Here is a 20,369-nt window from a genome sequence, read left to right on the forward strand (position 1 = left end):
ATCCAGGTGGATTGTCGGAGGGAGAACCTGAAAAAAGCACGGACGCGCCCAAGGACTGGGTGCTGAGTGACGACCTCGAACGATTGATCATTTTTTGAACAATCGATCCCGGACGGCACTCAAGAGGACTCGCCGGGAGACGAGAAATCTTGTTCCCTACGCAGGCGCTAACCTGATCAGGTTCAACGGGATCCGAAATTATTCGATCTCAGCCTCATAGCAAGGCACCCCGACAAGAACACGGCCAATATAAAGAAGTGTGTGGCAGAACGCCAACCCTGAAATAAACAGCATGACGAAAGAGACAACAACGGCATTGTTGCAAGGTGTCACGGCAACTACACTCGCTACGTCTTGTAACTCCGAGTGCCAGAACACGGCCTCGACAATCAATTTCGCATTATTGAACTAGGGATCGCTCATGCTGCGCAAACTCTCGCTGGCTATCGCCGTGTCCTGGGCGACCAACGCTATGGCTGTGGATTCACCCGCGCCCGTGTCCAACCAAAACGGTTTGGTCAGCGTTTACCAGGAAGCTGTCGACAATAACGCCGACCTCGCGGCAGCCCGTGCCAGCTACTCGGCACAAAAGGAAGTCGTCCCCCAGGCCCGCGCCGGTTTGCTGCCTAATCTGTCGGGTGGCGCCGAGTCGAGCAGTGTGCGCACCTCCATCGACAGGCCGTCGATGACCACCAACCGCAGCCTGATGGTTTACCAGGCCACACTGGCCCAGCCGCTGTTTCGCATTGACCGCTGGTTCCAGCTCAAGGCGGCCGAGTCGATCAATGAACAAGCCGCGCTGCAACTCTCGGCCACTGAGCAAAATCTGATTCTGCAAAGCGCCAATGCTTACTTCTCGGTGTTGCGTGCCCAAGACACCCTGGCCGCTACCAAGGCCGAAGAAGCGGCGTTCAAGCGCCAACTGGACCAGTCCCGCGAGCGCTTTGATGTGGGCCTGTCGGACAAGACCGACGTGCTGCAATCCCAAGCCAGCTACGACACCGCGCGAGCCAACCGCATGCTCGCCAAGCGCCAGGTCGAAGACGCCTTTGAAGCGTTGGTGACGCTGACCAACCGCCAGTACAACGCCATTGAGGGCATGCGCCACAGCCTGCCGATTTTGCCGCCCACGCCGAACGACGCCAAAGCTTGGGTCGACACCGCCGCGCAGCAGAACCTCAACTTGCTGGCCAGTAACTACGCGGTAGACGCCGCGCAAGACACCCTCAAGCAACGCAAGGCCGGCCACGCACCGACCGTGGACGCGGTGGCGCAATACAAATCCGGTGACAACGATGCCTTCGGCCTGACCAACCCGAACGCCCTGAACCAGCGCTACGGTGGGCCGGTCAACCAGACCAGCATCGGTATTCAGTTGAACATCCCGATTTACAGCGGCGGCCTGACCAGCTCGCAAGTGCGCGAGTCGTACTCACGTCTGGACCAGACCGAGCAGCAGCGTGAGCAACTGCGCCGCCAGGTGGTGGAAAACACCCGCAACCTGCACCGCGCGGTGAATACCGATGTCGAGCAGGTGAAAGCGCGCAAACAGTCGATCATCTCGAACCAGAGCGCCCTGGAAGCCACGGAAATCGGTTACCAGGTGGGCACGCGCAACATCGTTGACGTGCTCGACGCCCAGCGTCAGTTGTACAACTCGGTGCGTGACTACAACAACAGCCGCTACGACTACATCCTCGACAACCTGCGCCTTAAACAGGCGGCAGGCACGTTGAACCCGGGCGATCTGGATGCGTTGTCGCGTTACCTGAAAGCCGATTACAACCCGGACAAAGACTTCCTGCCGCCAGACCTGGCCCAGGAAGCGGCTGCCAACATTCGTAACGCCGGCCAGTAAAAACTCTGTAGGAGCGAGCTTGCCTCGCGATCTTTTGATCTTTAAAAGCTCGCGAGGCAAGCTCGCTCCTACAGGGCCGTCATCGATTTAGTAACCGACCCAACCCGTCCAGCAAGCGCTGCAAGGCGCCCTGATTTGCGAGCATCACGTTCAAACCGGCCTGGCCCATGTGCCGGGCGTCTTGCGGCAGTTCAAACAAGCGCCGTACCGCCACCGCCAAAGCGTTCGCATCGTCCACTTCTTCCAGCGCCCCGGCGTCACGCAACAGCGCGGCGATTTCGAGGAAGTTGAACAGGTGCGGACCGCTCAGCACCGGCTTGGACAGCGCCGCAGGCTCCAGCAGGTTGTGCCCGCCATTGGCCACCAGGCTGCCGCCTACAAACGCGCTGTCGGCCAGGGCGTACAAAAACAGCAACTCGCCCATGGTGTCGCCCAACAGCACCTGTGTTTGCGCGCTGACCGGCGTTGCGGCCGAGCGCCGTACCGTGTCGAACCCTTCGCTTTGGCACAACGCGAACACCGCGTTGAAGCGCTCCGGGTGGCGCGGCACCAGGATCAACAAGGCATTCGGGTAGCTGGCGAGCAACTGCCGATGCGCCGCCAGCACGATGGCGTCTTCACCTTCGTGGGTGCTGGCGGCGATCCACACCGGGCGCTCCAGCGCCTGCCATTGCTCACGCAGTGCGCGGGCCTTGATCAGCAACTGGGGGTCAATCGTCAGGTCGAATTTGATCGAGCCGGTCACTTGCACGCACTCGGAGCGGGCGCCCAACTGGCGGAAACGCTCGGCTTCGGTTTCGGTCTGCGCGGCAATCAGGCTCATCTCTTCGAGCATTGGCCGGGTGAGCTTGGCAAACCGCGCATAGCCTTTGGCCGAACGTGCCGAGAGGCGCGCATTGGCCAGCGCCACCGGGATGCCGCGCTTGGCGCATTGGTGGATATGGTTAGGCCACAGTTCGGTTTCCATGATCACCGCCAACTTGGGCTGCACACGCTCCAGAAAACGTGCAGCGGCCCATGGCAGGTCGTAAGGCAAATAACAGTGCTGAATGCGCGGTTCGTCGGCGAACAGGGCTTGAATGCGCTCCGATCCGGTCGGGGTCATGCAGGTCACGGTAATCGGCAACTGTGGATAACGTTGCAGCAACGCCCGGATCATCGGGGCGGCGGCAATACTCTCGCCCACGGACACGGCGTGTACCCAGATCCCGCCCGGCTGCATGGCGGGCATATTCAGCGCGAAACGTTCGCCAATGCGATTGGCATACGCCGGGGCCTTGCGTGCCCGCAGCCATAAGCGAATCGCCACCAACGGCAGCCCCAGATGAAACAGCAAGGTGTAGAGAGTTCTATTCATGGGCCCGGAGTTTACTTGAAAACGACCTCCACGATGATGGCACCGAACACGCCCATTTCAAGGCGCGACAAAAAGCCCCCTACACACTTTTACAACCACTAGAATGCCGTGCTGTTAAATTGCTTCGCCACACACTCAGGATTGCACCATGACCGCTTACTACTACCTGGCTATCGCTATCTGCGCTGAAGTCATTGCCACTGTTTCGATGAAAGCGGTCAAAGGGTTCAGTACGCCATTGCCACTCATTCTGGTGATTGTGGGCTACGCCACCGCGTTCTGGATGTTGACCCTGGTGGTGCGCACCATCCCCGTGGGCGTTGCTTATGCCGTGTGGGCGGGCATGGGCATTGTGATGGTGAGCGTTGCCGCCTTGTTTATCTACGGGCAAAAACTCGACCTGCCGGCCATGCTCGGCATGGGCCTGATTGTGCTGGGCGTGGTGGTGATTCAACTGTTTTCCAAAACGGCAGGGCATTAAAGCTTTGCCACTGTAGCCCCTCTTTTCTGGGCACCTCAAAGGCAGAGTCGGGATCAGGCTGTATACTCCCAGCCTTGTCTTTCAACGCTGAGGTCGCCCATGGCATCTGTAATTTCCACCGACGTGCTGATTGTCGGCGCTGGCGTCGCTGGCCTCTGGCTCAATGCCCGCCTGCGTCGTCAGGGTTTTTCCACGGTGCTGGTTGAAAACCATTCGCTGGGTGGCGCACAGACCCTGAAGTCTCAGGGCATTATTCATGGCGGCGCCAAATACGCGCTGCACGGCGCGCTGACCGGCGCTTCCGAAGCCATTGCCGATATGCCGCGCCGCTGGCGCGAGGCCCTTGCCGGTGACGGCGAGTTGGACTTGAGCGGCGTGCGCCTGCTCTCCGAAGCCCATTACCTGTGGTCCCCCGGCACGTTGGCAGGCAACCTGACCAGCTTTTTTGCGAGCAAGGCCGTGCGCGGCCGGGTTGATCAGGTCAAGGGCGATCAATTGCCGCCTGCCCTGCAAAACCCGCGTTTCAAGGGCAAGGTGTATCGCTTGGCCGAGCTGGTGGTGGATGTGCCCAGCCTGGTCGAGCGCCTGGCCGAACTGGCCGGTGACAGCCTGCTGGCAGGGCAAAAGGTCGAGCCGCTGTTTGAGAATGAGCGCCTGATCGGCCTGCGGGTCGACGGCCTGGATATCCTCGCGCAACGCATCGTGCTCAGCGCCGGGCAAGGCAATGCCGAGCTGCTGGCCAGCCTTGAAATCAACGTCCCTGCCCAGCAACTGCGCCCGCTGCACATGGTGATGGTTAAAGGCCCGAGCCTTAAACCGCTGTATGCCCATTGCCTGGGCGGTGGCCCCAAGCCGCGCATCACCGTGACCACTCACCCGGCCGCCAACGGCGAATGGGTCTGGTATGTGGGCGGTGACATTGCCGAAGCCGAGGGCGTGGCCCGCACCCCGGACGAACAAATCGCCGCCGCCAAAAAAGAGCTGACCAGCCTGCTGCCATGGGTCGATCTGAGCCAGGCGCAATGGGCCACCCTGCGGGTCGACCGCGCTGAACCGGCGCAGTCGGGTCTGGTCCGCCCGGATAACGCGTTCCTCGCCGATACGGGCCGTTTGCTGGTGGGCTGGCCGACCAAGCTGGCGCTGGCGCCGGACTTCTCGGACCGGGTCATCCACGCGCTTGAGCAAGACGGGATCAAACCCGGCAATGTGCCTGCGCTGCCTGACTTCCCTCGCCCGCCACTGGGCAAAACCGCTTGGGAGCAACTGCTGCCATGAGCCAGGCGACCCTGCACGATTTTCTGCGCCCGCTGGGCAGCACCGGCCTGCACGTGTCGCCGCTGGGCCTTGGCACCGTCAAGCTGGGCCGCGACCAAGGGGTGAAGTACCCCAACGGTTTTCAGATCCCGGATGACCAGGAAGCCAAGATGCTGCTCAAGCTGAGCCGCGACCTGGGCATCAACCTGATCGACACCGCGCCCGCCTATGGGCGCAGTGAAGAACGCTTGGGCCCGCTGCTGCGCGGCCAGCGCCAGGACTGGGTGATTGTCAGCAAGGTCGGCGAAGAGTTCGACAACGGTGAGTCACGCCACGACTTCAGCGCCAAACACACCCGCCGCTCGGTTGAACGCAGCCTGCAACGTCTGAAAACGGATTTTATCGACCTGGTGCTGGTGCACTCGGACGGCAACGACCTCGCGATCCTCAACGACAGCAAGGTGTACGCCACCCTCGCCGAGCTGAAGCGCGAGGGCAAGATCCGTGGTTTCGGCTTTTCCGGCAAAACCGTCAAAGGCGGCCTCAAGGCCTTGGAAAACGGCGACTGCGCCATGGTCACCTACAACCTCAATGAGCAAGCCGAGAAGCCGGTAATCGACTACGCCGCTGCCCATGGCAAAGCCATTCTGGTGAAAAAGGCCCTGGCCAGCGGCCATGTGTGCCTCAAACCCGGCATCGACCCGGTGCGCGCCAGCTTCGAACTGGTGTTTGGCCATCACGGGGTTACCAGTGCTATTGTCGGCACTATCAATCCGCTGCACTTGGCCCATAACGTGGCAATGGTTGCGCAGGTTCTGCGTAACGCCTAAAGCCGCCGATTCGGCCGACCCCGACGCAAGAAGGAGCCGACATGCCGCGAATGCTCATCCGCAAGAACCCCAGCGACTTCAAAACCCTGCCGTTGCTTGTCGAAGCCACGGCAGAAGGCTTGAGTTACCAAAGTGTCGGCATGCCGCTCAACTTCGCGCAAACCCTGAGCAAACGCCGCCCGGTCAGCGTTGCCGACACCGAACGCTTCACGCTGGAGTTGGCCAACCTCGGCGTGTCGGTGCGTTTGACCTTGCATTGGCAGGGCCGCGATTACTGGGTGCTGGTGCGCCAGCGCCGTCAGGACCGGGGTGACGTAGTGCTCAAGCTGATCTCCGGCTACGTACCGGCCCATGAGGTCAACTTGCCGTTGCACACGGCGGTTCAGGAAGTGGCCGAAGAATGCCTGCTGGAAACCCCAGAAGGCTGGCTCAGCGGGCGTTTCAACGACATCTGGCTGCCAGCGCCCTACGCCAGCGCGCTGCATTACCGTGAAGCGCTGTCGTTTCGTCTGACGCCGTTTTCCGGTGCGGCGCGCCCGGTGCGCTGCGCCAACCAGCCGCTGCTTGAGCGCCCGCGGGCGTATGTGCACTTGCCCACCGCCTCCTTACAACTGATTTACGACCTGCGCCTTGAAGTGCCCAAAGAAGCCAAGTCACTGAGCCTGTTTCATGTTGATGAGCGGCTGGAGGGGGACCAACTGGTCGCCCGCCTCAACCGCAAGCGTCCGGACCTGTACCTGATGCCGCTGACCGACGGCCAGCCGTGCGCCGAGCTGTACACCTTGCACAAGGATCAACTGAAACCGGCCAGCACCCGGGGCGTGTACCTGGCAGAAAGTTTTGCGCCGCAAGAGGGCTGGGTGGTGAGCGAAGAACGCATTCGCTGGAAAGACTGGCTCAAGCAGCAAGGTTTGAGCGCACCTGACAAGGAGTCGCGACTCAAACGCCTGACGGGCAAGGCGCGACAGATGTTCAGGAAGGTCGTAAAGGCCGGATAGCCCAACACGCCTGTAGGAGCGAGCTTGCCTCGCGATCTTTTGATCTTGAAAGATCGCGAGGCAAGCTCGCTCCTACAGAGGATTGCGTTGTTACTGGCCGCGAATTTTCTCGACGATGGCCGTGGTCGAGCTGTTTTCTACCAGCCCCAGCACTTTCACTGTCCCGCCATACGCGCTCACGATGTCAGCACCGACCACTTGGTCGATCCCGTAATCGCCGCCTTTAACCAGTACATCCGGCTTGACTTGGGCCAGCAGGTTTTCCGGAGTGCCTTCAGGGAAGCTGATCACCCAGTCCACCGCGCCCAGACCCGCCAGTACCGCCATGCGCCGGTCAACGCTGTTGATCGGGCGACCCGGGCCTTTGAGGCGGCTCACGGAGGCGTCGTCGTTTACGGCAACGATCAAACGATCACCTTGCGCCCGCGCCTGCTCCAGATAGGTCACATGCCCGGCGTGCAGAATGTCGAAGCACCCATTGGTGAAAACGATTTTCTCGTTGTGCGCCCGCGCATCGTCGATGGCCAGCAGCAGTTGCTCGAGGCTCAGCACGCCACGCTCGGAGCCTTCCGAACGCTGGATGGCGCGACGCAGTTCCGGAGCGCTGATGGCCGCCGTACCCAGCTTGCCCACCACAATACCCGCCGCCAGATTGGCCAGGGCCACGGCGTGGGGCAACTCTTCACCGGCAGCAATGGCAGCCGCCAGGGTCGAGATAACCGTGTCACCGGCACCGGTCACGTCAAACACTTCACGGGCGCGTGCCGGCAAGTGCATGGCGGCAAAGCCCGGACGCAACAAGGTCATGCCGTGCTCGCCACGAGTGACCAGCAAGGCACCCAGCTCCAGATCGGCCATCAGCTTGGCGCCTTTGGCCACCAGGTCGGCCTCGTCGATGCAACCACCGACGATGGTTTCGAACTCGCTGAGGTTCGGCGTGATCAGGCTCGCACCCCGATAAATCGAGAAGTCTTTGCCTTTAGGATCAGCCAGCACCGGGATACCCCGGGCACGGGCGGCCTGGATGAGTACCTGGTGGTTTTTCAACGCGCCTTTGCCGTAGTCAGACAGCACCAGCACTTTAATACCGTCGAGCAGGCGCTCGACTTCAGCGCCCAACGCCAGGGCGTCAGTCGCAAACGGTTCTTCAAAGTCGATACGCAGCAGTTGCTGGTGACGGCTCATGACCCGCAGTTTAACGATGGTCGGCTGGTGCTCAATGCGCTGGAACAAGGCGCGAACGCCTGCGCCTTCAAGGCTGTTGGCCAGGCTGTCGGCAGCTTCATCGTTGCCGGTGACGCCGACCAGCGAGGCCGGTGCGCCCAGGGCAGCAATGTTCAAGGCAACGTTGGCAGCACCACCCGGACGGTCTTCAATTTGCTCGACCTTGACCACCGGCACGGGCGCCTCAGGGGAAATCCGTGAGGTTCCGCCATGCCAGTAACGGTCGAGCATGACATCGCCTACCACCAAGACAGGGGCTTGATCGAATCGCGGCATGGACAACTTCATGGAGGACCCACATACAAAATGAACAGGGGCGCGATATTAACACAGGGTGAACGCAGGTCAGTTCACGGTGTTAATCGCAGGGAAAATGCGCCGACGGGAGCAGGCGTGCCTGCCCCCGTCGGTGTTCAGGTGATGTCGCCAGACGCCAGCGGCGCATCCAGGCCCATCGAGTGCAGACGGGCGTAATAGCCGTTCTGCGCCAACAACTCGCCGTGAGTACCGCGCTCGACGATCTGGCCCTGATCCATCACCAGGATCAAGTCCGCTTTTTCGATGGTCGAAAGGCGGTGCGCAATCACCAGCGTGGTACGCCCTTGCATCACGTGGTCCAGTGCCGCCTGAATATGGCGCTCAGACTCGGTATCGAGTGCTGAGGTGGCCTCATCGAGGATCAACAGTGGCGAATTTTTGAGCAAGGCGCGGGCAATCGCCAGACGCTGACGCTGACCACCCGACAACAGCACGCCGTTCTCACCCACCGGCGTGTCCAGACCTTTGGGCAACTGCTCGATAAAGTCCATCGCGTAGGCATCACGCGCGGCCTTTTCGATGTCGGCCCGTGGCGCACCGGCCAGGTCGCCGTAGGCAATGTTGTTGGCCACGGTGTCGCTGAACAGGGTCACGTTCTGGGTCACTTGCGCGATATGACGGCGCAGGTTGAGCAAGCGATAGTCTTCGACCTCCACGCCATCGAGCAGGATCTCACCCGAGGTGTGGTGATAGAAACGCGGGATCAGGTTGGCCAGCGTTGACTTGCCGCTGCCCGAACGCCCGACCAGTGCCACCATCTGCCCCGGCTCAGCCGTGAACGACACGTCTTTAAGCACCTGGCGCTCTGTGTCGGGGTAGGTGAAGTTGAGGTTGCGCACCTCAAGACGGCCACTGACGTGGTCCAGCTCAACGGTGCCGGTGTCGACTTCCGGTTTTTCGTCCAGTTGCTCAAAGATGCTTTCAGCACCGGCAACACCCTTCTGGATGGTCGAGCTGACTTCAGACAACTGACGGATCGGCTTGGGCAGCAGGCCGGCCAGGGTGATGTAAGCGATCATGTCGCCCGCCGAGGCATCGCCGCGCATGTACAGCACCAGAAACATCAGAACGCCCATGGCGATGTAAATGACCAATTGCAGCATCGGGGTGTAGATCGCCCCGGTGCGGGTCATGCGCAGTTGCTTGTCGGTGTTGCTCTGGCTGGCCTTGAGGAAACGCTCGCGCTCGTACTTTTCGCCGCCAAAGCTGCGAACCACACGGTAACCCTGGATGGTTTCGGACGCCACGTGGGTCACGTCGCCCATCGCCACCTGGATTTTCTTGCTTTGCTTGCGGAATTTTTTGCTGGCCGAACTCACCATGACCGCAATCAGCGGCAGGATCGCCACCATCACCAGCGTCAGACGCCAGTTCATCCACAGCAACGACGCAAACAGGAACACCACGGTCATGCCTTCACGAATCACCACCTTGATTGCATCGGTGGCAGCACCGGTGACCATGGTGACGTTGAAGGTGATGCGCGAGATCAAATGCCCCGAGTTGTGCTTGTCGAAATAGCGGTTAGGCAACACCAGCAGGTTGTTGAACAGCTGCACCCGCAGGTCGTGCACCAAGCCCAGCGAAACCTTGGCCAGGAAGTAGTTACCCAGGAAAGAGCCCAGCCCTTGCCAGGCCGCGATCAATACGATCAACAGCGGCACGGTCTGCAGCAGGCGCATGTCACGCAGGTAAGGCACGTTCGGAAACAGCACGGCATCCGGATTGGACAAGCCGTCAACGAAATACTTGAGGATGTAACCCAGCATGGGTTGAGTCGAAGCGAAGATAAGGAAGCCAACGATACTCAGCAGGAAAAGGCCGATGTAGGGCTTCACATAACTCAAGAGCCGGAAGTAGATTTTCAGGCTTGAACTCTGTCCTTCTTCGGACGGTGAATCACTCATCGTAGAGCTCACTGATTAAGGAAAACGCGAAATTTTATCACAGGCTTCACCCTGCGCCGTCTTGAACGACAAAAGAGTCGCCACGGCAATGGGCAGCCAGGTGATAAACCATTCGGCACGCGGGGTATCGAGCAAACTGGCCGCGTCAAACTGCATGGCCATTGTCGAAAACACCCACATGCCCACCAATCCCTGGCCCAGTAAAGTCGCGCGAGCGCGCCAGCCATATACCACTACCGAAAACCAGGCGATGCTCCACAGCAGCAAGCCCGGCAAGCCCAAACTGATCGTCACGCTGGTGAACAGGTTGTGCGAATGATCAAACATGATCCCCAGCGCCGGCACACCAAACGGCGCCTCAAGGCCAAGGCCTAGCCATGGGTGCGCCTTGATCATCTGCACGCTGGACATAAACAGCTCGGGCCGATAGGACGAGCCACGCGACATCATCTGCGCCTGCATGCACCAAAACACGATCCCGGCGCCAATCAGCCCGGCCACCGAGATGACCACGGTCTGACGGTTACAACGCCAGATCGGCATGGCCAGCACCGTAACCAATAGCGCCACTGCCGCGCCGCGGCTCTGGGTAAACACCACAAAGGCGCCCAACAACGCCAGTGCGACCCACCACAGGGCTTGCATCCCACGCTCGCGCGGCATCCAGTGCAACATCCAGACACCGGCGATCCCCACTGCATAAGCGCCCAAAATAGGGTGAGCCAGCTCGCCCAGACCTTCCAGGCGGTCCATCAAGGGCCGAGCGTCAATAAAATAGAAACGCACCATGGCGGCGGCTGCCATGACTGCCAGCCCCAGCCCGCCCCATTGCAGCAGGCGTACAACGCGTTCAGGGCGGCCATTGGCCAGAATCGGCCATGACATCACAAACAAGGCGATGTAGAGCAATTGCTTGGCCTGGCTCAGGGGCTGGCCACTCCAGCTCAAGCTGAGCGTGGCCCAGGCGGCCAAACCGATCAGTGCCAGGCACAGCGCTCTTTGCGCGTGCCAGACCTGCGCCAACACCGGGCGTGCAGACCAGGCCACCAGCAGTGTCGGCAGCCAGACAAACACCACCAGGCCCTGTTGATAGATTTTGTTCGTGGGGGCAAATGCAATGGCCAACATGAACCACAGCACGCCGCAGGTCATGAGGGTCTGAGCCCAACGACTTTCGTACATCATCCCGCTCCTAAATCATCTACCCGGCCAACCTGGCATGGTTAAAGCGCCACTTTTTCGGCATCATTGCGTGTCTGACTGCTCGCAAGGGTTCTACGATGCAATGTTCACGGCTTCCACAAGCCGCTTTAAATCAAATGATTGAAGGCGCCAAAATTCTTGAGGCGGACAGTTATGGTGCAAAAGTCTACCTGCTGCAAGACGGGAACATAGTGAAACTGTTTCGTCGCAAGCGTCTTCTGTCGTCCGCCTTGCTACGTCCCTATTCCAAACGTTTTATCGATAACGCGGCCCAACTCGAGAAGCTGGGTATTCCCACCCTCAAGGTGCTGGCGTTTTACCGTCTGGATAAACCCGGCATGACCGCGGTGCTGTATCGCCCGCTGCCCGGTGAAACCCTGCGTCAGATCGCTGAAAAAAACGGTTTTGACTGGTCAGAAAATCTGCCGAAGCTTATCGAGCTGATTCGCAGATTGCACGCGGCCGGTATTTACTTCCGCTCTCTGCACTTGGGCAACATTGTGGTGACCCCTGACAACGCGTGGGGTTTGATTGATGTCGCCGACATGAGTTTTGTGAGGGCGCCCCTGTCCAAAAAGCTGGTTCAGCGCAACCTGCAACACTTTTTGCGCTACATCGAGCGCGAGAGTCTGAGCGATAAATTCCCCGCCCAAGCCCTCAAAGACGCCTTTTTAAAGGCCTGACAACACCGTGGTGCATGCCTGCCTGAAGCGCAGCCAGGCATGTTCCGGGTCAAGGCTTGCGTGCTGGCGCGCAGCCACTTCTGTTGTCGACAGCGCGTCGCTGGCTTCAATCGCCCGTGCCCATGCCGACTCATCGCCGACCGCCACGTAGTTCCCCGCCTCGCCCAACTGCTCGTAAAACACGGGAAGGTCACTGGCCAGTATCGGCACGCCAGCAATGACCGCTTCCTGGACGACCAGCCCCAGGCCTTCTGCCCGCGACGGTATCAGCACCCAGTCAAATGCCCGATACAGGCTGGCCACGTTGTCGACGTAGCCCGGCAGCAAGACCTTACCTTGCAGCCCCAGCGCCTTGACCTGCGCCTCCAGCTCGGCGCGCATGGCGCCTTCACCGATGATGATCAGCAGTCGATCCGGGTGGTTAACGAGGGTTTTGGCAAAGGCGCTGAGCAGGGTGTCAAAGCCCTTGGAGTCCACCAGACGGCCTACAGCACCGAACACTTGATGAGTACCCGCAGGAATGCCCAGTTGCTGGCGCGCCTGGTCACGCGGTAACAATTGCTGCTCGAATGTGTGCGGGTTGAGCATGCTGCTCAGGGTGACCACCGGCAACTTGAGATCGGCCGAAATGGAGTCTGCGAGGGTTTGCGAGACAGCACAGAGTGTCAGTTGCTCGCCCGAGAACTGGCGAAGCAGCCTGACATCTTTGCATTGCAGGCGGGTTGAGCCGTGAAACATCACCACCGCCCGTACGTGCGGCAGTTTGCGCAAGGCAGGCAACAGCACCCGAGCCACGCCCAGCCCATCAATCAGCACCTGCCGGGCGTCATTTTTGAGCAGGACCTTGCGAAAAAAACAATTACGCCAAGGGCGTGATAACGCCCAGATGCCTCGCCCTTTTAAAAAGCGCGACGACAACTTCAAAGCCTCAACCTGCCCAAGCTCGCGCAGGCAAGCCGGGGCAGAGTGCTGTAAAAGCCAGGTTTTAACCGATGTACCCGGTGATGCCTGAGAGAGGATTTGCTGGTGAACCTTGTGTACAGACGCATAAGGAGAACCGCCTGACCACATCACATTAATGATGCTCATCACACGCTTCCTCGCCGTTCAATCATCACCATTCAAACCTGTACCTGCTAACTGATAAGGACGCCTATTAACACGCCCACCAACAACGTAACGAACAACTTGATCCGCTCCCGACGGCCGCGTCGCAGCTTGCGCTGACGCTCTTCAGGCACCTCGACATGGTTGCCAAAGCCTGTGTGCAACACCGCGTCAGCTTCAAGGGCCACCGCTTGCAGATTAAGCTCGGCATAGCGCTTGGACAGCGCTTTTTCGCCACCATGACCGCTATAAGGCGCACACAACAAATATTCTTTGTAACGGCGTAATCCAGGATTCAGCGAAAAGCTCTGCCATTCGGGTTTATCCGACAGCACCGGGTAACACGCGACGCCTGCAATTACCTCGCGCTCACCGTAATGTAGGTAAGGGCTGTGAATCCGCAAGTCGTGTGCGTAGCTGCGCAGCCAGACCTGCAAGATCTCTGGTTTGTTCTCCAGAATCGCTCTTGAGTCTTCGACAAAGCCCGGGCGATAAAACTCCCAATCGTCTTCACAATGAAAAATGTACGGTGTGCTGACCTTAGAGTAGGCCAGATCGATCGAAGCCAACTGCCCAAGTTTCGGTTTGTTGACGAAAACAGTGCAGTGCTCACGCCAATTGGGCGGAATAGCCTCGCGCACGGCCTCATCACCGGAGTCTTCGGTAATAAAGACTTCACGAATGGGCGCGGTATTGAACCGGTCAAAGCTTTCGAGCGTCAGCTTGAGCAAGTCAAGACGGCCGCAGCTGGTCACAACCAGGGTGATGTCACTTTCTTGGCAGAACCGCACGGTTCGCCTCCTCTCATTAAATAGTTTCAGTCCCTTGGGTATCACCACGATGGCACCGGGGGATGTCTCAAATCCCCAGTTTCAATCGCACCCGATCGACCCAGGACAAGGGTGGATGCGGACGTAGTGCCGGTTGCAGCTCTTCAACAATGCGCTGGCCAATTCGACCGAAGCTGTACTGCGACACCGCAAGATCACGACCACGAAGAGCGATATCGGCTGCCAGTTGCGGATCATTACGCAGCTGTTGCAGTTTTTTTTGCAGCTCTGGAATGTCGCGATAAAAAACAATGTTGTGCATGTCGACAAAGCCCAACGCACGGTTTTCGGCTTCACCCTGATCAAACGCCAGCAGCACACAACCGCAGGCCATGGCCTCAAAGTTTTTGATCATGTATTCGCCCATGCCCACGTCCGCGCTGACAAAAAAGCGGATGCGGTTAAGGGTGTCACGGTAGTCATCACCGGACTTGGTGCGCGTCACCACCAGTTGCTCGACGCTGGCCAGCTCGTCGAGCAACGCTTTGCGGCCACTGTAAGCCACGCTGTTGGTGCTGCCAACAAACGCCAACTCAATGTCGCGCTCACGGCCCAAGTCATGCAACAGCGTCTGGTCGTAGCCTTTGGGCACAAATACGGCGTCAAAGCCTTCTTCGCGCAGGCGCTCAGTAACCATAAAACCCGAGGTGATCACCCGGGCCCACGGCAGTTGGCGGTAATGGGCGCTGAATTTACCGGTGTATTTGCACTCGATGTAATTCTGATACGCATCGTGCTCAAGGATCACCAGGTTGGGCACGGTACGGATAAAGCCGACCTGGCGGATTTCTTGTTTAAAACGCAAGAAAAACACAATGCGGTCATAACGCGATACGTCCACTTCACGGCGGAAGTAGCTGCGCAAGTTGCGCTGCTCGTCACTGCTCAGCCAGCGCGTATCGCACTCGCAATGCGCTGCAATGCCGTCATACAAGCGATCCAGAATGGCCCGCTGCTCTTTCTGTACTAGAAATAGAACTCTCATGGGTTTCCTTGCGACGCCTTGAGGCGCCAGAACAGCTCATGCCGTCGAACTGCTTTACGAAAATATTCATTCTCGCCATAAGGCGATGGCCGTCTGCCCGCCAGCAGCGCCTGGATTGACCGGCGCACGCGGCGCTTGAGTGCGGCGCGCGGTTGCAGGTCGTGCATCATGCCCAGCGCCATGGCCTTGTCGCGTTGCTGGGCCAGCGTCAGCGGCAGGCTGCACGGATGCAAGCTGAGCGACGCATCGAACACCGGCGGCAGAGCCACCCCATCACCGCTATTGCCCATGGGCCAGCGGTCATTGTCATGCAAATGGTTGGCGTAGCCCAAAATCGTTGTCGGCTGCCACTCAAGCCCTTGCAGCGCCTCGAACACCGCCGCTTGCGCGCAGATGTGGTCGGGGTGCGGGTCGAGCGAGGGATGCGGCAACACAATCACTTCAGGGCGTGCGCGCAGGATCAAGGCACACAAATCCGCCAGCAGGTTATTCCAGGTCGGTGCGCCATCGCCATCGCCGGGCATCAGAAACGGATTGAGCTGACGAAACAGCCGGATGTCACTTATGTCAGCCTCGCGGGACGGCATCGGCTGATCCGGCGCGGCCTGCATCGCAGGCAGTTGCAAGCAGAAGTAACCCAACTGTGCGCAATGCGCCTCAGGCACACCGGCCCAGCGCGGCACGGCCAGGCTGTCCCATGCCCGCAAGCGGCCCTTGAGGCGCGCGGCTTCGGCGCGATCAAGGCCCATGTGCCGATAATGCTCGGCTTCGATTTCACCGGCCGTCAGGGTGACGATCCATGCCTCTTTGGCCTGGCTGTACAGACCAAACGCCGCAAGCTCCGCATCGTCGGCATGGGGCGCAATGACCATGACCCGCTGCTCGCGGTAATCGGCTTGGCGGAACAGCCACAACCGGGGCTGACCAGATACGCGGCAATGCCGGCCTTTGAGGCGCAACTCGCCACGGGCCAATGCGCCAGCGTGCTCGCTCAGGTTCAAATAGCGCAGCCCGTTGACCCCGCGCTCGAAGGTTTGCTGATCGGGCTGTTCGCCACCCAGCAGTTGAATGCTCGGGTCAATAAAACGCCCCAGTCCGCGGCTGCTGACCTTGATGGCCAGAATCAGGGTTTGATTGCCGGTCACGCTCAACGGCTGATCAAGCACCAGGCGTTCGCCCTCAAGGCGCACGTCAAGACACTCGCCGTCCGGATCGAAGGCGTACTTGTAGTCGTCTTGGGGGGAATAGAACAGATGGTCCGCAAACCAGGCCTCATGGGCCACCCAGCCCAGCACCGCCAATACCGGCGGCAGCCACCAGGCCAGCCAGACACCGCTGACAATCAGCACCAGCAAGCCGATCAGCAAGCCAATTCGTTTATTGCGCCGATGGCGCTTGAGGAGTTGCTGTTTGCGGCTCATGTTTTCTCCTGTAGGAGCGAGCTTGCCTCGCGATCTTTTTAAAAGATCACCCGCAAGCTCGCGCCTACAACGGATCATTTACGTTTTAAACACCGGCACCGGGTTGCACCAACGCTCTTTGTATTCGCGGTCGGCGCGGCCGAACGAGAAACGCAAAGGCTTGTTGACGCTGCGCGCCTGCTCCCAGGCCGATTGGGTATTGAGAAAGCTCAATACGCTACCGGGGCTGAAATCTCGGGTTTGCGGGTCAACGCCGCCGTTGACGTACTCAACGCTGATCCATTGCGGGGATTCAACCCGGTACACCAACTGGATGGCAATAGGCGCGTCGTTAAGGAATATGACCGAACCGATCAACAGCTCACGCAACAGCTCGACCACATCGCACATGCGCTCGGCGCCCGTGGCCACAAAACCCCAGCGGCGCAGGAACAGATCGCAGTAAATGGCCGCCAGTTCAGTGCTGGAAAAGTCCGTCACCGGGCGCACAACACCGCCCGCCTCTTCCAGCAAACGCAGTTCGCGGCGTTGGTTGTAACGGAATTTTTTGGAGAGTTCTTCAGGCGTGCGGGCCATCGCCAGCTGTTCGGTTTGCTGGATCAGCGTACTGAAACGGCCTTCATTGAGCTGCGACAGGTAACGCCCACGGTGACGTAAGGGCACGTTGGCCCCGTCGGCAGCCGGCAGAATGATCTCGGCATTACCGAGGTCAAACAGGCCTTTTTTGCCGTGGCGCTTGAGCACGTCCTTGGACAAAGCCAGGTCGCGGCCCCAGGTCGGAATCGCGGCTTTCACTTCACCGTTTTGCTCCCAGGCCAGGTAGCGCACCGGAATACCCGCCAACTGAGCCAAACGCTCAACCACCATCGGGTGCGTGGCCACGCTGCCACCAAAGCGTTGCCAGGCCTCTGCGTAAACAGACGCGTCAACAACGCTCCAGCCGCGCTCACGCCAGCCCTGGAAATAATTGAGCATCAGGCCCCCGCAGTCAGGTCGGTGACTTGCGGCAACTGCCAGAACCGGTCATGAACGGCCTGATCGCTGAAGCGCTCATGCAGGCGCGCCAGCATCAGGTCAGCACAGGCATGACGCTGCTCATCGGTGAGCACCGACAGATGCTTGATACCCTGAGCCAGATGCTCGACATCGCCCAGCGGGAACAAGATCCCGACGCCTTCCACCACTTCCTTGGCGCCGCCACAGGCCGTGGCCAGCAACGGCACGCCAGCGGCCATGGCCTCAAGCAAGACCATGCCAAACGGTTCGTGATCGGAACTGAGGGCAAATACATCAAACGCACGGAAATAACGCCGTGCATCGGGCACTTGGCCCAAAAACTTCACCTGCTCGGTAACACCGAGTTCACGGGCCAGCTCTTTGAGGTCTTGCTCCAGACGGCCTTTGCCCAGAATCACCAGTTGGCTATCTGCGGGCAGGTCTGCCCGTGCCTGGGCGAAACCCTTGATCAGCGTGGCCTGGTCTTTGTCCGGGTGCAGGCGCCCGACGTTGCCGACAATAAAACCATCGACCGACAACCCCAGCGCTTCACGCGCCTGGGTGCCGGGCAGTTGGCTGGCTTGTACGGCGTCGATATCGATGCGGTTGTACAGCGTGCTGATACGCCCGGTCGGCCACTTGGGCAGGCATTGGCGCATGTCGTCACGCACCGCATCAGACACCCCGAGCAGGCTCAGGCGCTTACGAAACAGGTTAGCGAACAGTTTGCGGCTGCCGCGCTGGTAGTCGCCAAACGCATGATGCACGCCGATCACCGGCAAACCGGTGGCCAACAAGGCGATATAAATCGGCTTGAAGCGGTGGGCGATGCAAAAGCTGAATGCCCGCGAGGCGGCGATTTTACGCAGCTTGGCGATGGCGCCCAGCTTGAGGCCACGAATGGCCTTGGAGCTGAACTCCATAAACAGGACTTCGTCCGAGGCGCAGCCTGCGGCGACCTCTGGGTCGGCCGCCCCGGTCAAAAAGACCGTGGTGACCTTGTACCCGCTGCCGGCAAACAGGCTGGCGTACTGGCGCGCGCAGTCCAGAAACGGCCCGTCATAGCCGTGGCAAAACTGCAGCACATGACGCTCAGTCGAGCGATTCATAACGCTCCGCGCCTTCTTTAACGACCAAGATGTCTTCCATGATCAGGTACTGCAGGTCCGAGCCGAAGAACATGTTCAAGGCGTCGGTCGGAGAGCACACCATCGGCTCACCACGGCGGTTGAGCGAGGTGTTCAGCGACACGCCGTTGCCGGTCAGTACTTCAAGGGCCTTCATCATGTCGTAGTAGCGCGGGTTGTATTCGCGCTTGAGCACCTGGGCACGGGAGGTGCCGTCTTCATGGACAACCTCTGGCACACGGGTTTTCCACTCTTCAGCCACTTCAAAGGTGAAGGTCATGAACGGTGCCGGGTGATCGACCTTGATCATCTGCGGGCCCACGGTGTCGAGCATCGACGGGCAGAAAGGCCTCCAGCGCTCACGGAACTTGATCTGTTCGTTGATGCGGTCAGCTACGCCTTCGCTGCTCGGGCAACCGATGATCGAACGACCGCCCAAGGCACGCGGGCCAAACTCCATGCGGCCCTGGAACCAGGCCACCGGGTTGCCATCGACCATGATCTTGGCGATTTTCTCAGGCGTGCCTTCGATTTTGCGCCAGGCAGGCTTGCCCGGGTGACGGGCACACGCCGCGATCACGTCTTCGTTGCTGTACGCAGGGCCGAGGTAGACGTGTTCCATCTTCTCGACCGGCACGCCGCGCGCGTGGGACACATAGGCCGCAGCACCCACCGCCGTACCGGCATCCCCGGACGCAGGCTGGACGAACAGCTCTTTGACTTCCGGGCGGGCAATGATCTTTTGGTTCAGCTTCACGTTCAACGCGCAGCCGCCCGCAAAAGCAATTTTGCCGGTCTCTTTGAGAATGTCGCCCAGGTAGTAGTCGATCATCTGCAGCGCCAGCTTTTCAAACAGCGCTTGCATGCTCGCGGCGTAGTGGATGTACGGCTCGTCGGCGATGTCGCCTTCGCGCTTGGGGCCCAGCCACTCGATCAGTTTTGGCGAGAAGTAGAAGCCTTTGCCCTTCTCTTTGTAGCGGCGCAGGCCGATAACGTTGGCGTATTCGGTGTTGACCACCAGCTCGCCGTTTTCAAACGAGGCCAGGCGCGAGAAGTCGTATTTGCTGGCGTCGCCATACGGCGCCATGCCCATGACCTTGAACTCGCCGTCGAGCATCTCGAAACCGAGGAACTCGGTGATCGCGCCGTACAGGCCGCCCAGGGAGTCTGGATCGAAGAATTCTTTGATCTTGGTGATCTTGCCGTTTTCGCCATAACCAAAGAAGGTCGTGGCGTACTCGCCTTTACCATCGATACCCAGAATCGCGGTTTTCTCTTTGAAACCCGAGCAGTGGTAGGCGCTGGAGGCGTGGGCCAAGTGGTGCTCAACTGGCTCGATCTTGATTTTTTTCGGATCAAAACCCAGTTGCTGCAGGCAGAACACAATTTTGTTGCGATAGCGCTTGTAGCGACGGTTGCCCATCAGGATCGCATCCAGAGCGCGGTCCGGGGCGTACCAGTAGCGCTTGGCGTAGTGCCAGCGGGCCTTGCCGAACAAGCTGACAGGTGCGAACGGGATCGCCACCACATCAACGTCGGAAGGTTTGATACCCGCTTGCTCTAGGCAGAATTTTGCGGACTCGTAAGGCATGCGGTTCTTTGCATGCTTGTCGCGTACAAAGCGTTCTTCCTCAGCCGCTGCAACCAGCTTGCCGTCAATATAGAGGGCTGCGGAGGGATCATGGCTAAGGGCGCCGGACAGGCCAAGGATCGTCAATGCCACTGGATTAGCCTCTTAAAAATGCAGGCAGGCGGCGGGCGCCTGAAAAAAGGGGTGTACTGCGCGCAAC

Annotated in this window: 17 protein-coding genes and 1 riboswitch; of the genes, 6 read left to right on the top strand and 11 right to left on the bottom strand. The window is 59.7% G+C overall.

Annotated elements, in window-relative coordinates; genetic code table 11:
• Positions 1–136: 136 nt before the first annotated feature.
• Positions 137–242: riboswitch (TPP riboswitch) on the bottom strand.
• Between the two features lie 179 nt (positions 243–421).
• Positions 422–1,858 (top strand): TolC family outer membrane protein, encoded by a 1,437-nt coding sequence (locus TU84_RS00970; protein WP_048366628.1) that lies wholly within the window; start codon positions 422–424, stop codon positions 1,856–1,858.
• Between the two features lie 79 nt (positions 1,859–1,937).
• On the opposite strand, the gene waaA is transcribed toward TU84_RS00970, so the two are convergent.
• The gene (waaA, locus tag TU84_RS00975; protein WP_048366629.1) at positions 1,938–3,215 is read right to left on the bottom strand and encodes a lipid IV(A) 3-deoxy-D-manno-octulosonic acid transferase; all 1,278 of its coding nucleotides are present in this window, start codon (positions 3,213–3,215) and stop codon (positions 1,938–1,940) included.
• Positions 3,216–3,363: 148 nt separating this feature from the next.
• On the opposite strand from waaA, the gene TU84_RS00980 reads away from it, so the two are divergent.
• The 4 genes from TU84_RS00980 to TU84_RS00995 all read left to right on the top strand — a co-directional run bounded on the left by TU84_RS00980 (position 3,364) and on the right by TU84_RS00995 (position 6,778).
• Positions 3,364–3,696: a DMT family transporter gene (locus tag TU84_RS00980; RefSeq protein ID WP_048366630.1), complete on the top strand. Its 333-nt coding sequence runs from the start codon at positions 3,364–3,366 to the stop codon at positions 3,694–3,696.
• A 99-nt stretch (positions 3,697–3,795) separates the two neighbouring features.
• On the top strand, positions 3,796–4,971 hold the full coding sequence (locus TU84_RS00985; RefSeq protein WP_048366631.1) for an NAD(P)/FAD-dependent oxidoreductase: 1,176 nt from the start codon (positions 3,796–3,798) through the stop codon (positions 4,969–4,971).
• Positions 4,968–5,780 carry an aldo/keto reductase gene (locus TU84_RS00990; RefSeq protein WP_048366632.1) on the top strand — a complete coding sequence of 271 codons (813 nt, stop codon included), beginning with the start codon at positions 4,968–4,970 and terminating at the stop codon, positions 5,778–5,780. Before TU84_RS00985 ends, TU84_RS00990 begins: the two co-directional genes overlap by 4 nt.
• A 41-nt stretch (positions 5,781–5,821) precedes the next feature.
• The gene (locus tag TU84_RS00995; protein ID WP_048366633.1) at positions 5,822–6,778 is read left to right on the top strand and encodes a hypothetical protein; all 957 of its coding nucleotides are present in this window, start codon (positions 5,822–5,824) and stop codon (positions 6,776–6,778) included.
• A 90-nt stretch (positions 6,779–6,868) separates the two neighbouring features.
• Here the strand turns inward: TU84_RS00995 and hldE are convergent, their stop codons facing one another.
• The 3 genes from hldE to TU84_RS01010 all read right to left on the bottom strand — a co-directional run bounded on the left by hldE (position 6,869) and on the right by TU84_RS01010 (position 11,409).
• Positions 6,869–8,290, bottom strand: a complete 1,422-nt coding sequence (hldE, locus tag TU84_RS01000; RefSeq protein WP_048366634.1) for a bifunctional D-glycero-beta-D-manno-heptose-7-phosphate kinase/D-glycero-beta-D-manno-heptose 1-phosphate adenylyltransferase HldE — start codon at positions 8,288–8,290, stop codon at positions 6,869–6,871.
• A 125-nt stretch (positions 8,291–8,415) separates the two neighbouring features.
• Positions 8,416–10,227, bottom strand: coding sequence for a lipid A export permease/ATP-binding protein MsbA (gene msbA / locus TU84_RS01005; protein ID WP_048366635.1), 1,812 nt, complete (start codon positions 10,225–10,227; stop codon positions 8,416–8,418).
• A 15-nt stretch (positions 10,228–10,242) separates the two neighbouring features.
• Positions 10,243–11,409 (bottom strand): O-antigen ligase family protein, encoded by a 1,167-nt coding sequence (locus TU84_RS01010; protein ID WP_048366636.1) that lies wholly within the window; start codon positions 11,407–11,409, stop codon positions 10,243–10,245.
• Between the two features lie 98 nt (positions 11,410–11,507).
• Here TU84_RS01010 and TU84_RS01015 point away from each other — a divergent pair, with 98 nt between their 5' ends.
• Complete coding sequence (locus tag TU84_RS01015; protein ID WP_048366637.1) at positions 11,508–12,113, top strand: BUD32 family EKC/KEOPS complex subunit; 606 nt, start codon at positions 11,508–11,510, stop codon at positions 12,111–12,113.
• Here TU84_RS01015 and TU84_RS01020 read toward each other — a convergent pair.
• From TU84_RS01020 to TU84_RS01050, 7 genes are all read right to left on the bottom strand, one after another.
• A complete protein-coding gene (locus tag TU84_RS01020) occupies positions 12,102–13,202 on the bottom strand; it encodes a glycosyltransferase (protein ID WP_048366638.1) in 1,101 nt (366 codons plus the stop codon). The two genes, TU84_RS01015 and TU84_RS01020, sit on opposite strands and share 12 nt — an antisense overlap.
• Positions 13,203–13,249: 47 nt before the next feature.
• Positions 13,250–14,011: a glycosyltransferase family 2 protein gene (locus TU84_RS01025; protein ID WP_048366639.1), complete on the bottom strand. Its 762-nt coding sequence runs from the start codon at positions 14,009–14,011 to the stop codon at positions 13,250–13,252.
• A gap of 67 nt (positions 14,012–14,078) precedes the next feature.
• On the bottom strand, positions 14,079–15,035 hold the full coding sequence (locus TU84_RS01030) for a glycosyltransferase family protein (RefSeq protein ID WP_048366640.1): 957 nt from the start codon (positions 15,033–15,035) through the stop codon (positions 14,079–14,081).
• A complete protein-coding gene (locus TU84_RS01035; RefSeq protein ID WP_048366641.1) occupies positions 15,032–16,456 on the bottom strand; it encodes a PIG-L deacetylase family protein in 1,425 nt (474 codons plus the stop codon). The genes TU84_RS01030 and TU84_RS01035 overlap by 4 nt, the downstream gene beginning before the upstream one ends.
• A 78-nt stretch (positions 16,457–16,534) precedes the next feature.
• A complete protein-coding gene (locus TU84_RS01040) occupies positions 16,535–17,431 on the bottom strand; it encodes an antimicrobial resistance protein Mig-14 (protein WP_048366642.1) in 897 nt (298 codons plus the stop codon).
• Entirely contained in the window at positions 17,431–18,561 is a 1,131-nt protein-coding gene (locus TU84_RS01045; RefSeq protein WP_048366643.1) for a glycosyltransferase, read from the bottom strand. The genes TU84_RS01040 and TU84_RS01045 overlap by 1 nt, the downstream gene beginning before the upstream one ends.
• A complete protein-coding gene (locus TU84_RS01050; protein WP_048366644.1) occupies positions 18,545–20,302 on the bottom strand; it encodes a carbamoyltransferase family protein in 1,758 nt (585 codons plus the stop codon). Before TU84_RS01050 ends, TU84_RS01045 begins: the two co-directional genes overlap by 17 nt.
• Between the last annotated feature and the right edge of the window lie 67 nt (positions 20,303–20,369).

The organism is Pseudomonas helleri (genome assembly GCF_001043025.1).
In the GTDB taxonomy this organism is placed as follows: Bacteria; Pseudomonadota; Gammaproteobacteria; order Pseudomonadales; family Pseudomonadaceae; genus Aquipseudomonas; species Aquipseudomonas helleri.

What these genes read in the sequence shown, in the direction of transcription:
- TU84_RS01045 (WP_048366643.1), bottom strand. Translation starts at nt 18,561, where the DNA reads ATGAATCGCTCGACTGAGCGTCATGTGCTGCAGTTTTGCCACGGCTAT.
- TU84_RS01015 (WP_048366637.1), top strand. Translation starts at nt 11,508, where the DNA reads ATGCAATGTTCACGGCTTCCACAAGCCGCTTTAAATCAAATGATTGAA.
- waaA (WP_048366629.1), bottom strand. Translation starts at nt 3,215, where the DNA reads ATGAATAGAACTCTCTACACCTTGCTGTTTCATCTGGGGCTGCCGTTG.
- TU84_RS00970 (WP_048366628.1), top strand. Translation starts at nt 422, where the DNA reads ATGCTGCGCAAACTCTCGCTGGCTATCGCCGTGTCCTGGGCGACCAAC.
- TU84_RS00980 (WP_048366630.1), top strand. Translation starts at nt 3,364, where the DNA reads ATGACCGCTTACTACTACCTGGCTATCGCTATCTGCGCTGAAGTCATT.
- TU84_RS01020 (WP_048366638.1), bottom strand. Translation starts at nt 13,202, where the DNA reads ATGAGCATCATTAATGTGATGTGGTCAGGCGGTTCTCCTTATGCGTCT.
- TU84_RS00995 (WP_048366633.1), top strand. Translation starts at nt 5,822, where the DNA reads ATGCCGCGAATGCTCATCCGCAAGAACCCCAGCGACTTCAAAACCCTG.
- hldE (WP_048366634.1), bottom strand. Translation starts at nt 8,290, where the DNA reads ATGAAGTTGTCCATGCCGCGATTCGATCAAGCCCCTGTCTTGGTGGTA.
- TU84_RS01040 (WP_048366642.1), bottom strand. Translation starts at nt 17,431, where the DNA reads ATGCTCAATTATTTCCAGGGCTGGCGTGAGCGCGGCTGGAGCGTTGTT.
- msbA (WP_048366635.1), bottom strand. Translation starts at nt 10,227, where the DNA reads ATGAGTGATTCACCGTCCGAAGAAGGACAGAGTTCAAGCCTGAAAATC.
- TU84_RS01030 (WP_048366640.1), bottom strand. Translation starts at nt 15,035, where the DNA reads ATGAGAGTTCTATTTCTAGTACAGAAAGAGCAGCGGGCCATTCTGGAT.
- TU84_RS01010 (WP_048366636.1), bottom strand. Translation starts at nt 11,409, where the DNA reads ATGTACGAAAGTCGTTGGGCTCAGACCCTCATGACCTGCGGCGTGCTG.
- TU84_RS01035 (WP_048366641.1), bottom strand. Translation starts at nt 16,456, where the DNA reads ATGAGCCGCAAACAGCAACTCCTCAAGCGCCATCGGCGCAATAAACGA.
- TU84_RS00985 (WP_048366631.1), top strand. Translation starts at nt 3,796, where the DNA reads ATGGCATCTGTAATTTCCACCGACGTGCTGATTGTCGGCGCTGGCGTC.
- TU84_RS00990 (WP_048366632.1), top strand. Translation starts at nt 4,968, where the DNA reads ATGAGCCAGGCGACCCTGCACGATTTTCTGCGCCCGCTGGGCAGCACC.